Source organism: Nocardioides piscis, assembly GCF_011300215.1.
GTDB lineage: Bacteria > Actinomycetota > Actinomycetes > Propionibacteriales > Nocardioidaceae > Nocardioides > Nocardioides piscis.
This window is the reverse complement of record NZ_CP049866.1, coordinates 3442857-3455844: the sequence shown is the minus strand read 5'-3', so window position 1 is coordinate 3455844 and position 12988 is coordinate 3442857. Positions and strand designations below refer to the sequence as shown.

At 69.4% G+C, this 12988-nt stretch carries 14 protein-coding genes; 7 read left to right on the top strand and 7 right to left on the bottom strand.

Going from position 1 to position 12988, the window contains the following annotated elements:
- Positions 1-41: 41 nt before the first annotated feature.
- Together G7071_RS16955 and G7071_RS16950 are read right to left on the bottom strand one after the other, a co-directional pair.
- Complete coding sequence (locus G7071_RS16955) at positions 42-1328, bottom strand: pilus assembly protein TadG-related protein (RefSeq protein ID WP_166320560.1); 1287 nt, start codon at positions 1326-1328, stop codon at positions 42-44.
- Positions 1322-1798: a TadE/TadG family type IV pilus assembly protein gene (locus G7071_RS16950; protein WP_166320559.1), complete on the bottom strand. Its 477-nt coding sequence runs from the start codon at positions 1796-1798 to the stop codon at positions 1322-1324. The genes G7071_RS16955 and G7071_RS16950 overlap by 7 nt, the downstream gene beginning before the upstream one ends.
- Positions 1799-1984: 186 nt before the next feature.
- Between G7071_RS16950 and G7071_RS16945 the strand changes: the two genes are divergently transcribed.
- Positions 1985-2959, top strand: coding sequence for an ROK family protein (locus G7071_RS16945; RefSeq protein ID WP_246210107.1), 975 nt, complete (start codon positions 1985-1987; stop codon positions 2957-2959).
- Here the strand turns inward: G7071_RS16945 and G7071_RS16940 are convergent.
- The 3 genes from G7071_RS16940 to G7071_RS16930 are packed head-to-tail and all read right to left on the bottom strand — an operon-like array spanning position 2947 to position 5420.
- Positions 2947-4170 carry an ornithine cyclodeaminase, nickel-pincer nucleotide-dependent gene (locus tag G7071_RS16940; protein ID WP_166320557.1) on the bottom strand — a complete coding sequence of 408 codons (1224 nt, stop codon included), beginning with the start codon at positions 4168-4170 and terminating at the stop codon, positions 2947-2949. The two genes, G7071_RS16945 and G7071_RS16940, sit on opposite strands and share 13 nt — an antisense overlap.
- Before the next feature lie 16 nt (positions 4171-4186).
- Positions 4187-4630: a hypothetical protein gene (locus G7071_RS16935; RefSeq protein WP_166320556.1), complete on the bottom strand. Its 444-nt coding sequence runs from the start codon at positions 4628-4630 to the stop codon at positions 4187-4189.
- Between the two features lie 22 nt (positions 4631-4652).
- On the bottom strand, positions 4653-5420 hold the full coding sequence (locus tag G7071_RS16930; protein WP_166320555.1) for an alpha/beta hydrolase: 768 nt from the start codon (positions 5418-5420) through the stop codon (positions 4653-4655).
- Between the two features lie 72 nt (positions 5421-5492).
- Between G7071_RS16930 and G7071_RS16925 the strand changes: the two genes are divergently transcribed.
- From G7071_RS16925 to G7071_RS16905, 5 genes are read left to right on the top strand one after another with little or no spacing between them, the layout of a single operon-like run.
- Positions 5493-6245, top strand: coding sequence for a lysophospholipid acyltransferase family protein (locus tag G7071_RS16925; protein WP_166320554.1), 753 nt, complete (start codon positions 5493-5495; stop codon positions 6243-6245).
- 26 nt (positions 6246-6271) lie between these two features.
- A complete protein-coding gene (macS, locus tag G7071_RS16920; protein ID WP_166320553.1) occupies positions 6272-7414 on the top strand; it encodes a MacS family sensor histidine kinase in 1143 nt (380 codons plus the stop codon).
- On the top strand, positions 7411-7920 hold the full coding sequence (locus tag G7071_RS16915; RefSeq protein ID WP_166320552.1) for a flavin reductase family protein: 510 nt from the start codon (positions 7411-7413) through the stop codon (positions 7918-7920). Before macS ends, G7071_RS16915 begins: the two co-directional genes overlap by 4 nt.
- Before the next feature lie 10 nt (positions 7921-7930).
- Complete coding sequence (locus tag G7071_RS16910; RefSeq protein WP_166320551.1) at positions 7931-8590, top strand: response regulator; 660 nt, start codon at positions 7931-7933, stop codon at positions 8588-8590.
- A 34-nt stretch (positions 8591-8624) separates the two neighbouring features.
- Complete coding sequence (locus tag G7071_RS16905; protein ID WP_166320550.1) at positions 8625-9512, top strand: hypothetical protein; 888 nt, start codon at positions 8625-8627, stop codon at positions 9510-9512.
- Positions 9513-9554: 42 nt separating this feature from the next.
- Here G7071_RS16905 and glpK read toward each other — a convergent pair whose 3' ends face one another.
- Together glpK and G7071_RS16895 are read right to left on the bottom strand one after the other, a co-directional pair.
- Positions 9555-11024: a glycerol kinase GlpK gene (gene glpK / locus G7071_RS16900; RefSeq protein ID WP_166320549.1), complete on the bottom strand. Its 1470-nt coding sequence runs from the start codon at positions 11022-11024 to the stop codon at positions 9555-9557.
- Positions 11021-11845 (bottom strand): DUF1028 domain-containing protein, encoded by an 825-nt coding sequence (locus G7071_RS16895; protein WP_166320548.1) that lies wholly within the window; start codon positions 11843-11845, stop codon positions 11021-11023. Before G7071_RS16895 ends, glpK begins: the two co-directional genes overlap by 4 nt.
- A gap of 33 nt (positions 11846-11878) precedes the next feature.
- Here G7071_RS16895 and G7071_RS16890 point away from each other — a divergent pair, with 33 nt between their 5' ends.
- Positions 11879-12907: a 6-phosphofructokinase gene (locus G7071_RS16890; protein ID WP_166320547.1), complete on the top strand. Its 1029-nt coding sequence runs from the start codon at positions 11879-11881 to the stop codon at positions 12905-12907.
- Positions 12908-12988: the final 81 nt, after the last annotated feature.

Below are 12988 nucleotides of genomic sequence, written 5' to 3'. Positions count from 1 at the left end.
GTCTGTGCAGCGCCTCGTGACTGGGACGCGCGGCGTCTGGTCTACTGGTCCAAGTGCAGCCTGCCAGGCGGCAGTTGGGTGCTCGCAGCTTGGTTGTAGTTGAGCTCAAGACATGGGTTCGCGCCACTGAGCCGCACTGTGCGAACGATGACAAGAGCATCGAGGGCTCCCGTGCCACACGCATTACCCGTGAAACGCAGTTCAGCTGAGTTGGCGTAGACCGTCCCGGTGTAGGTCACGCTGCCATTGCCGTTCAGGTCTAGTGGACTGTTGTTCAGCCGGTCGTACCATAGCGCCATGCCGGCATAGTCACCTGTTGTGGGAGCGACGATGTTGAACACGCCGTTTCCAGCAAAGTTGAGCCAGCCGCCCGCCTCCCCCGGTGAGATGCAAGCCGAAGGAATGGGTGCCGTCCCACAGGTAAAAAACAGCGTCACTCCGTTGCCGACCATGCCCGCGAGGCCAGCTAAGTCCCACTTGCCAGTGACCACATACAGACCCGGCGACAAGGTGCAGGTCGAGTTGGGAAAGTTGAAATCCCCATATCTGCCTGGTCCCTGGGCGCAAGGGTTGGTCCCGAGAGGAAGCCCGGTCATGTCGGGCTTATCGAACCAGTCTTCGAGGGGATCTGGAATCGGAAGGGCACCCTCGTCAGGGCTGGGAGTGTAGTTACTTCCGTCAGCAGTTCCTTCAACTCGAATCTCGCCGGTGGTAGCGACCAACCCGTTTGGGCCCACCTCAACATCGCCATTGAGATGTATGTCAGCCCCATTGACGGTTACCTTCCCGTTCTGCATGTCGTGCTCCATGCTCGTACCCACGACACAGAGTCCGCACAGGCTCTTGCCATCACGGTTGAGCGTCGACCGGGCGAAGGCGGAGACATCGAGGGTGTTGACGCCGATGATCCTGGCGAAGGTCGCGCCGGCATCGCGAGTCGGGATCTTGACTCGCACGCGCGCGATCGTCGGGGTCACCTCGAAGGAAATGCAGGGGGTGCTCGACGGGGTGGATAGCGCGCCGGGGTCCACGCACGCGCTCCACTCGGCCGCAGTGATCCCGTGGTTCTTCAGCGCGTAGTCCTTGGCTGCAGTCTCGGCGTTGACCAAGTCGGGAACGTAGGGTGCCGCCGAATTGAACATTGCGTTGCCTCCGGCCAGCGCTGCGGAGTCACCGGCATTTTGCGCGATTCGGCGCTGCATCTGGGCATTGCCGAGGTCGACGACGATGGCGGCGATACCGAAAAGGGCGAGGCAGAGGAGGACCGTGAGGACCGCGACCGCTCCTTCCTCGGTCCGTTGACGCCGTGCCTGAGTCGAGCTCAGCACGTCACACCAGCGTCCGTGGAGGTCATCGTTCCGGACGGGGGTAGGGATTGGGTTTCGATTGCCATCTCCACCTTGGACGTGATCTCGCTCGGCATGGGCACGAACTTGGTGACACCGGGATTTGCGATAACCGCGCAAACGGTCAACGGCTCACCCTTGACCCAACCGCTCGGGGCCGTGATCTTGACCTGTGCAGTTCCCGAGAACGCGATGATGTCGGCTTTGGTCTGACACCGGATTTTGTCGAGGTCGCCACCGGAGTTGCAGGCCGGTGAGACGACGAAGTCCGACACCACCGCCTTTCGCGCATTCTCTCGGATTCCCTGGCGCATCCCGATCGCGTCGGCGAAAAAGAGCCCATAGTCGACCATGCCCAAGAGAAGGGCGACCAGGATCGGCGCCACGAGCGCGAACTCGACAGCTGCGGCCCCGCGATCGTCGCGATGCCTGCCTCGTGTCTGTGTGCTCATGTCACGCCTCGCTGCTCATGGTTCCCGGATAGCAGACCGAGAATACGGAGAGGCCGTACCAGCCAGCAGGTTCGCACGACGAAATGACTCGGATGTGAGGGCAAAGTAGTCACAACGGGCTACCCGGCGCTCCCTGCTGCCGCCAGGAGGACGCTTGGGCGGACGCTGTGCGACAGGATGCTCCTCGTGACACCCACCAGCGAGCTTCCCCCGGTCTGGATCGGCGTCGACGTCGGCGGCACCAAGGTGCTGGCCGGCGCCATCGCAGACGACGGCCGCGTCCTGCGCAACGCCCGTCGAGCGACGCCGGGCCGCAGGGTCGAGGTGGCCCAGGTCGAGGAGGCGGTGAGCGAGGCCGTGCACGCCGCAGCGGCAGGTGCCGAGATCCTCGGGGTGGGCCTGGCCGCGGCCGGCTTCGTCGACGCCGCGCGCGAGCGGGTGGTGTTCGCCCCCCACCTGCCGTGGCAGGGCGACGGGGTCAGGGCACGGCTGAGCGAAAGGTGGGGGGTGCCGGTGGTCCTGGACAACGACGCCAACTGTGCTGCGCTCGCCGAGTGGACGTATGGCGCCGCCCGCGCCGCCGGCTCGGCGATCGTGGTCACGATGGGCACCGGCATCGGTGGTGCGATCCTGCTCGGTGGACGTCTGGTCCGGGGCGCCAACGGCATGGCCGGGGAGTTCGGGCACATGCAGGTCGTGCCGGGAGGTCACCCCTGCGAGTGCGGTGGCCGTGGCTGCTGGGAGCAGTACTCCTCGGGCAGTGCCCTGGTGCGGAACGCCCGAGGGCTGATGTCGGAGCAGCCTTCGGTGCTCGACGAGGTCACCGGAGGCAACCCGGACCTCGTGACCGGTCCGATGGTGACGGCCGCGGCCGAGGACGGCGACCTGGCAGCCCGGCAGGCGATCGTCTCGGTCGGGGAGTGGCTGGGCACAGGCCTGGCCAACCTGGTGGCCGCGCTCGACCCCGAGGTCGTCGTCGTCGGCGGTGGGGTCTCAGCCGCCGGCGACCGGCTGCTCGAGCCGGCGAGGCAGGCGCTGGAGCGCTCGCTGGTCGGAGCAGCGCACCGCGCCGTACCGTCACTGCTGCCGGCGCTGCTGGGTCCCGAGGCCGGGATCGTGGGAGCGGCCGAGATGGCCCGGCAGGACGCTCAGCGGCGGTAGGCGGGGACCAGCTCGTGGGCGAGCTGCTCGAGGAAGAGACCCACGTCGGTGACGATGCCCTTGGCCTGGCTGGAGCCGCGGTCGGCCAGCTTGGTGACGGTGGCGGGGTTGATGTCGACGCAGACCAGCGGGATCGAGGCCGGCAGGATGTTGCCGGTCGCCACCGAGTGGAGCATCGTCGCCACCATCAGGCAGAACCCGACGTCGGTGAGCTCGGCCCGCATGGCGCGCTGGCCCACGATCACGTCGGTGTGCACGTCGGGCAGCGGGCCGTCGTCGCGCACCGAACCGACGAGCACGAAGCGCTTCTCGTGCTTGACCAGGGCGTGCATGATGCCGCCGGTCAGGACACCGTTGTCGACCGCGGCCTTGATCGAACCCTGCTTGCGGATCGTGTTGAGGGCCCGGATGTGGTGCTCGTGACCGTGCTCGACGCCGCGCCCGTGGGCGAGGTCGACCCCGAGGCTGGTGCCGTAGAGGGATGACTCGATGTCGTGGGTTGCGAGGGCGTTGCCGGCGAACAGCACGTCGACGAAGCCTGCGTCGACCATCGCGACCATGGCCGGGGCGGCGCCGGTGTGGACCACGCCCGGGCCACCCACCCACAGCACCTTCTTTCCTGCGGCCTTCGCCTCGCGCATGCCGTCGGCGACCTGTCGCACCAGCACGGCCTGCGGCTTCTCGCTGGAGACGTCCGACTCCATGAAGCCGAAGGAGTCACCGCCCCGCTCGACCACGGGCACTGTCACCTTGATGCCGGATGCGCCGGTCACGACCTGCATGCCGACCTTCACGTCCGACATGGGCAACGTGTAGACGCGTTCGCCATCGACGACCAGGCCGCAGTCCATCTCCGGGTTGTCGACGGTGAGCCACTTGCCACCGATCCGCACCCGGGTGGCCAGGTTGGTGGTGGAGTAGAAGCCGTCGGGGAAGACGCCGTCGAGGTCGGCCACGCTGACCGAGGCCTCGCCCGGGTCGACCTGGTTGACCCCCTTGGTCTGCAGCCGCATCAGCAGGCGCTGCAGTGACTCGTCGTCCTCCGCCGAGACCGTGATGGCCGCCCGGCTGGTGTCGGACGCCTCGTGACCGACGTCGAACTGGTCGATGACGTAGTCGCCGTCGTATTCACGGATGTCGTCGAGGATCCGGGACAGGATCCCGCTGTCCATCAGGTGGCCGGTGACTTCGACGCTCTCGCTCACACTCACAGCGCGACCCTAGCCGTCAGACGCGCGAGCCGTCGTCCCAGGGCTCGCGCGGCGACGGTGGCATGGTCGCGACGAGATAACCGAAGCCGCCGACGAACCACACCAGGAACGCATAGTCGATCAGCTCGGGCAGGTCGACCTGCATCACCAGCGTGAGCAGCACGATCACCGGGACCCCGAAGAGCCCGGCCCACGCGACGGCCCGCCTGGGTGCGGGGCGGGGGAGCGGAGGCGGAGGCGGAGGGACGAACCGCTGCTCGTCGTGTGCCGCAGCGAGCTCGATCCGTGGTTCGGGCTCCGGCACCACCAGCTCCTCCGGGTCAGGCTCGGCCGGGCTCGGCTCGGGCTCGACCCGGTCGCCGTAGTTGGCGACGATGGCTCGCCACTGCTCGTCCTGCGCGGCCCGCGAGTCCTGTCCGGGCTCCTCGCCCGTCGGGTCGCTGTCGCTGGTGCCGCTCACAGCTGAACGGTAGCCCCGCGGCTCAAGCGGTGACGCGCGCGATGAACTCCGCCGACTCGTCGAAGATCCGCTTCGCGTCGTGGTCGAGCGTGGCGACGTGGTAGCTCTCCTCGAGGAGTCGCTCCTCCACGTCCCTCGAGCTGACCGCACCCAGCACAGTCGCGCTCGAGGAGGCGTCGATCACGTTGTCGATACGAGAGCGGAAGTAGAGCAGCGGCTGCGTGACCCGGGGCAGGTCAGGGACGACGACACGCCACATCGCGACGACCTCCGCCAGTCCCTTCAAGGGCAGCATGGGATAGCCGATCTCGTCCATGCCGGGCTTCTTGATGTCATTGGTGATGCCCTTGAGCCCGGGCAGGATCCTCTTGAGGACTGGTAGGGCGAGGAGCTCGCGCCGCTTGCTCGACACGAAGGGATTGACCAGCACCAGCCCGCCGACGTCGGAGCCGCGCTCCTCAGCCAGCCGCAAGGCCACGGATCCGCCCATCGACAGCGCACACACGACAGCGGTCTCGCACGTCTCCAGGAGCCGATCGAGGGCCGTCGACGCCTCGTCGTACCACTGGCGCCAGGTCACTCCATTGAGGTCTTGCCAACGCGTCCCGTGCCCCGGAAGCAGTGGCATCTCCACTGCGTAGCCGCGACCGTTCAGGTCTTCGGCCCACGGGCGCATGGATGCAGGCGATCCGCTGAAGCCATGGAGCACGAGCACCCCGACAGAACGACCCCCAGTGAGCTCAGGGCGGGCAGGGGCTGAGAACGGCTCGGCCGTGGGATGGATCAGCATGGGGCTGATTGTGCACCAGACGGGACTTGTCGGTGACTCATCAGTAGGTTTTGCGCGGGATAGGGTCGGTCCGTGCTCTATTGGTTCTTGAAGTGGGTGGCCCTCGGCCCGGTCCTGCGCATCGTCTTCCGGCCGAAGGCCTATGGCCTGGCCAACGTCCCGCAGGAGGGCCCGGCCATCCTGGCGAGCAACCACCTCTCCTACGCCGACTGGCTGTTCATGCCGCTGACGCTGACCCGACGGGTCACCTTCGTGGCCAAGGCCGAATACTTCACCACCCCCGGGATCAAGGGCTGGTTCCAGAAGAAGTTCTTCTCCGGTGCGGGCCAGGTGCCCATCGACCGCTCGGGCGCCAACGCGGCCGAGGGGGCCATGCGCTCGGCCAAGAGGATCCTCGAGTCGGGCGAGCTGTTCGGCATCTATCCCGAGGGCACGCGCAGCCACGACGGCAGGCTCTATCGCGGCAAGACCGGGGTCGCCCGGCTCGCGCTCGAGACGATGGCGCCGGTCGTTCCGTGCGCGGTCGTCGGCACCGATGTGGTGGCGCCCAGCGGCAAGGTCTTCGGCCGCTGGACCCGGCCGGTGGTGCGCTTCGGCCCGCCGCTTGACTTCTCGCGCTACGAGGGGATGGAGAACGACCGCTACATCCTGAGGTCGATCACCGACGAGATCATGTACGAGATCATGCGACTCTCGCAGCAGGAGTACGTCGACATGTACGCCACCCGGGCCAAGCAGCTCGCCAAGGCGGCCAGCGAGCCCAAGGACCCCAAGCCGGTGGACGCGTCCACTGAGGCGGACTCCGACGACAAGCTGGCGTCCTGAGCAAGGCCGGGACGGGGGCCGCATCCATGGCGGGGTCGGGCACGACGACACGCTCGTCACGCGCCGGGGTCGCGGTCGAGGACCGGCTCTTCCGGGCCCTGAGCCTCGTGCGGCTCGTCGTGACGATCAACCTGATCGTCCTGAACGTCTATCGCCGAGCCAACTACGACCACCCCTGGGTCGCACTCCTCGTGCTTGTCGTGCTCGTCGCCTGGACGGGGTTCGTGATCTGGGCGACGGCGAGCGCCCGACGCCGTACGCCCCTGCTGTTCGTCGCCGACCTGGCCTTCGCGGTGGGTGCGGTGGCGGCCACCCCGCTGGTCAAGGGGCCCGACTTCAACGCGACCATCCCCGGCTTCTGGGTGATGGGCGCGCTGCTGGCCTGGGCGATCCACTGGCACTGGAAGGGCGGCCTGGTGGCGGCCTGTGCGTTGTCGGTGGTCGACCTCGGGCTGCGTGACTCGATCGACCAGGCCAACTACGGCAACGTCTTCCTGCTGATGATCGGCGGTCCGATCGTCGGCTACATGTGTGAGTCGCTCCAGCGGATGGCGGCCGAGCGCGACGAGGCGCAGCGGATCGCCGCAGCCGCCGAGGAGCGGACCAGGCTGGCGCGGGCGGTCCACGACGGGGTGCTGCAGGTGCTCGCGCTGGTGCAGCGACGAGGCAGTGCCTCGGCCGATGCCGACTTCGCCGAGCTGGGTCGACTGGCGGGTGAGCAGGAGCGGGTGCTGCGATCGCTGATCCGTCAGCAGGGGACCGTGTCGGCCGGCAGCGCGGTGCGCGACGTGGCCGGGATGCTCGAAGAGCTCGGAAGCGGCCATCGGCTGCGCGTCGAGGTCGTGACCCCCGGCGTCCCCGTGGAGCTGCGCGCCGATGCGGCCGCCGAGCTCGTCGCTGCCGTGCGGGCCTGTCTCGACAACGTCGCCGACCACGTGGGGGAGGACGCCCAGGCGTGGGTGCTGCTCGAGGCCCTGCCCGATCAGGTGGTCGTCTCCGTCCGCGACAGCGGGCCGGGGATCGCGCCCGGTCGGCTGGACGGGGCAGCCGGCGAGGGACGGCTCGGGGTCAGCGAGTCGATCCGCGGCCGGATCGCAGACCTCGGGGGTACGGCGACGCTCGACACCGGGGCGCACGGGACCGAGTGGGAGCTGGCCGTCCCGCGATGAGCATCCACTCCGGCCACCCGTTCGCCGACCCCGACGGCGCCCGCGAGGCCGCGCGTCAGCTCCGCGGCCGGCTCGGAGGGCAGGTGTCCCTGTGGACCGCGGGGTCCGGTGCGGGACGTGCGGGCCTCACGGTGTCCTCCCTGCTGGTGGTGCCTGGCGCCCCGCCGTACGCCGTGGCGCTCCTCGACCCCGACTCCGACCTCGCCGACGTGCTGGACGCGGCCGACGAGCGGTGCGTGATCCACCTCCTCCAGTGGCGCCATCGCGACCTCGCCGAGCAGTTCGCGGGGCAGATGCCGGCGCCGGGCGGGCTCTTCGCAGCCGACACGTGGCTGGACACCCCAGCCGGACCGCGACTGGCCGACATCGACACGTGGGCCGAGGGCACGGTCGAGAGCAGCCGCCGGATCGGCTGGTCGCTCGAGGTGCTGGTGCGCATCGACCGGGTCGAGGTGGGCGACGCCGACGACCCGCTGCTCCACCGACGGGGTCGCTACTCCCACTAGGGTCGCTGCCATGAGCGACCCGATCCGTCTGATGGTCGTCGACGACCACCCGATGTGGCGCGACGCGGTCGAGCGCGACCTGATCGCCGCCGGCTTCGACGTCGTCGCCGTGGCGGCGGACGGCCATCAGGCACTGGCGAGGTTCCCGGCCGCGCGCCCGCAGGTCGTGGTCCTGGACCTCCAGATCCCCGGCCCCAACGGAGTCGAGGTCACCGCCCAGGTCCTCCAGCACGACCCCGCGGCACGGGTCCTGATCCTCTCCGCCTCGGGTGAGCAGCAGGACGTCCTGGAGGCGGTCAAGGCCGGTGCGACCGGCTATCTGGTGAAGTCGGCCTCGCGCGAGGAGCTGCTCGACGCCGTACGCCGCGTGGCAGCCGGCGACACCGTCTTCACTCCTGGCCTCGCCGGGCTGGTCCTCGGCGAGTTCCGCCGCATGGCCGACGGCCCGGCCGACGACCCCCGCGACGAGCTGACCGAGCGCGAGACCGAGATCCTCAAGATGGTCGCGAAGGGGATGAGCTACAAGCAGATCGCTGACCGGCTGGTCATCTCCCACCGCACGGTGCAGAACCACGTCCAGAACACGCTGCGCAAGCTGCAGATGAACAACCGGGTGCAGCTGACCCGGTGGGCGATCGCGCACGGCCTCGACGACGACGACGGCGCCTGAGCGCGCTTCCCGCGGCCCTGCCTAGGATCCGGGTGTGACCGACCCGCTGCTCGAGATCGCCGACCGGCTCTATGGCTTGCCGCTCGGCGACTTCACGCCGACGCGGGACTCGCTCGTCCGGGAGCACAAGGCGGACAAGGGCCTGGCGGCGCGGATCAAGGCGCTGAAGAAGCCCTCCCTCGCGGCGTGGGTCGTGAACCTCCTCGTACGCCGCGACGCACCGCAGGTCGAGCAGGTGCTCGACGTCGGGGCCGCCCTGCGAGAGGCCCAGACCAACCTCGACGGCGACGAGCTCCGCGCCCTGACGCGTCAGCGACGCCAGCTGACCGCGGCCGTGACGTCCCGGGCCCGAGGTCTCGCCCACGAGGAGGGGGTGCGGGTGACCGCCGCCGTGGCCGACCAGGTCGAGGCCACGCTGACGGCGGGCATGGTCGACGAGGACGCAGCAGCCGCTGTGCGCAGCGGGCTCCTGGTGGCCGGTCTCACCGTCACCGGGATGGGCGAGGTCGAGGTCGCGGCGGCGTTGGCCGTCCCGGAGGCCATGGGCTTCGCGGCAGCGCCGACCGAGGCGGTCGGCCCCAGACGCCCCGACCTCCATGTCGTGCCCGATCCGGAGGCAGACGAGAAGGTCAGGAAGGCAGCGGCCCGGGACGTCGAGGACGCCCGGGCCGAGGTCGAGTCGGCACGGGAGGCGCTGACGGCCGCCTCGGACGAGGTCGAGGCGCTGGAGGCGAAGTCGCTCCAGCTGCAGGCCGAGGTCGACGAGCTCAAGCGACGTCTCGCCCAGCTGGACAGTGATCTCGAGGCCAATGACGACGAGCTCGCGGACGCCGAGGACGTGAAGTCGGAAGCAGCGGACTCGCTTGCCGAGACCGAGGCGGCACTGGCGACGGCCGAGGAGGCGCTGGCCCGGCTCGGCTGAGCAACCACTCGCCATACGTGGTGGCGAGTCCGACAGGGTTGATCAGCCAGCCCAGCCCTTGGACCGCTCGACCGCGTCCTGCCAGCGGGCGTAGTCCAGGTCGGCCGACTTGCGCTCGGCGGCCGGCTCGAACCGCTTCTCGAGCGACCAGGTCTCGCGCAGCGCATCGGTGGAGTCCCACGTCCCCGTCCCCAGGCCGGCCAGGAACGCCGCGCCGAGGGCCGTCGTCTCAACGATCTCGGGACGTTCGACCGGGAGACCGACCTGGTCTGCCTGGAGCTGGCAGAGCAGGTCGTTGGCGGCGGCTCCGCCGTCGACGCGGAGGGTGGCGATCGAGGGCATCGTGGCCAGGACGTCGCGCACCTCGAAGGCGATCGCCTCCAGGGTCGCGCGCACGATGTGGGCGCGGGTGGTGCCGCGGGTGATGCCGATGATGAGTCCGCGTGCGTGCGGGTCCCAGTGGGGCGCGCCCAGCCCGGTGAGGGCCGGGACGAACACGACGCCGTTGGTGTCGGGCACCGTGGAGGCGATGGCATCGGTCTCTGCGGCGGAGCCGACGATCTGGAGCCCGTCGCGCAGCCACTGCACGGCCGCGCCGGTGACGAAGATCGCGCCCTCGGTGGCGTAGGTGAGGGTGCCGTCGGGGGATCGCCACGCGGCGGTGTTGAGCAGGCCGGCCTCGGAGCGCACGACGCTGGAACCGGTGTTGGTCAGGATGAAGGAGCCGGTGCCGTAGGTGCACTTGGAGTCGCCCTCGTCGAAGCAGGTCTGCCCGAAGAGCGCGGACTGCTGGTCTCCGGCGATGCCGGCGATCGGCAGCGCGAGGCCGAGGAACGTGGCCGGCTCGCACGTTGCGATCTCTCCCCAGCTCGGGACGAGGTCGGGCAGGGCGTCGCGAGGGACGCCGAAGAGCGAGCAGAGCTCGTCGGACCAGTCACCGGCCTCGAGGTCGAAGAGCAGGGTCCGGCTGGCGTTGGAGACGTCGGTGACGTGCCACGTGCCCCGGGTCATCCGGGCGATGAGGTAGGAGTCGACCGTCCCCACGGCATATCGGCCCGACTCCACGAGGGCCCACGTGTTGGGCTCGTGCTCCGCCAGCCACATCAGCTTGGTGGCCGAGAAGTAGGGGTCGAGTCGTAGCCCGGTGAGCTCACTGACCCGGTCCTCGTGGCCCTCGTCCCGCAGCCGGGTGCAGATGTCGGCGGTACGGCGGTCCTGCCAGACGATCGCGCGACGGGGTGACCCGAGGGTCTCGCGGTCCCACAGCACGATCGTCTCGCGCTGGTTGGTGATCCCGATCGCGGTCAGCTCGCTCGCGTCGACCTTGGTCAGCACCTCCCGGGTCGCCTCCAGTGTCGCCTGCCAGATCTCCTCGGGAGAGTGCTCGACCCAGCCCGACTGCGGGAAGTGCTGGGAGAACTCCTGGTAGCCCTTCGCGACGATCGTTCCCTGCACAGAGACGACCACGGCGGTGACGCCCGCGGTCCCGGCGTCGATCGCCAGCACACTCATGGCAGCTCCTTGCGGATGATGTCCAGGATGCGCTGGTCTATCCAAGCGGGACGGAGCCCTGGCGCGACCCGCATCTCGTAGTTCTCCGAGCCCACCCACTCCCGGAAGTGCTCGAGGCCCTTGGCCTGCGCGAATCCTTCGAGCTCGGCCTGGAGCTCCTCGGTCACCGGCACCTGCTCCTCGGGCGTGGAGGCAGTGAGGTAGAGGTCGTTCAGGTCGAGCAGCCGCAGCAGCTCGGTGACCGGATCGGCGTGGTCGTCGACCCGCAGGTCTGCAGCCACGTCGTCGAGACCGCCATATCCTGCCCCGTCCTTGACGACCAGCAGCGCCGCGGACTGCCGCCCGCGCGAGTCACCGCCCGCCTGGTCGCCCGCGGCCAGTGCGCCGGTCAGCCGGCGCGCCAGCGACTCACCCGCCGAGGCCAGCCAGGCCGCCTCCATCGCCTCCACGACCTCCGGGCCGGTGAGGATGTTGCCCTGGATCGCATAGCCCGGGCCGCTGCGCCCACCCGCCCAGTCGAAGCACTCCTCGCCGGTGTATGTCGCCGCGTTGCCGTCCAGGTCGACGATCCCGACCTGGCGGTGGGCGCGGCCGTCGTCGTCCTCGATCAACCGGTCGAGAGCCACCGGGGCGGTCGCGCCGTCGTCGAGGTGGGCGAGCGCGAGGAACTTGTAGGAGACGTTGGCGTCGGCCTGGGTGGCGATCGCCCCCACCCCGGCGACGGCAGCCGGGACCGCGGAACCGACCGCGAGGAACTTGGAGGCAACGGCCACGCCCCACGACTCGCCGTCGTCGGATCGGGCCACGATGGAGAAGGTCATGACTCTCACCCTAGGGGTGCGTACGGTGGCAGCATGCGTGTCGGAGTGTTGACTGGTGGCGGCGACTGCCCGGGGCTGAATGCGGTGATCCGTGCTGTGGTCCGCAAGGGCGTGCAGGCGCACGGGTTTGAGTTCGTCGGCTATCGCAACGGATGGAAGGGGCCCCTGGAGGGCCTGACGATGCCGCTCGGTGTCGAGGAGTGCCGCGGCATCCTGCCCCGTGGCGGCACCATCCTCGGCTCCAGCCGGACCAACCCGTTCAAGGTCGAGGACGGCGTGGAGAAGATCAGGGCCAACCTCGAGCGCGACGGCGTCGACGCGCTGGTCGCGATCGGCGGTGAGGACACCCTGGGCGTCGCCACCAAGCTGGCCGACCTGGGGGTCGACGTGGTCGGCGTGCCCAAGACGATCGACAACGACCTCAGTGCCACCGACTTCACCTTCGGGTTCGACACGGCGGTCAACATCGCCACGGAGGCCATCGACCGGCTGCACACCACCGCCGAGTCCCACCACCGCGTCCTGGTCGTGGAGGTGATGGGGCGGCACGCCGGCTGGATCGCGCTGCACAGTGGCATCGCCGGCGGCGCCAGCATGGTGCTGATCCCCGAGCAGCCCTTCGACATCGAGGACGTCTGCGCCCGCGTCGAGACCAGGTTCAAGAGCAAGTACGCGCCGATCATCGTGGTGTCGGAGGGCGCGGTGCCACGAGAGGGCGGGGAGATGACGATCGCGTCGGGGGAGAAGGACGCCTTCGGCCACGTCCGGCTCGGTGGCATCGGCGATCGCCTGGCCAGCGAGATCGAGGCGCGCACCGGCAAGGAGGCGCGGACCGTGGTGATCGGTCACGTCCAGCGCGGCGGGACTCCCACGGCCTTCGACCGCTGGTTGGCCACCCGCTTCGGCCTGCAGGCCATCGACGCCGTGGCCGAGGGCGACTTCGGCACCATGATGGCGCTGCGCGGGACCCGCATCGAACGGGTGCCACTGCGCGACGGCACCGGCGAGCTCAAGCTCGTGAGCGAGCAGGAGTATGCCGAAGCAGCGGTCTTCTTCGGCTGAGGTCCGCTCACGGGGTGCTTGCCTTCACCCTCCCGTGAGTCCAGAGTAAAGGGAATCTTCCTGACTACTCGAGGAGCACGG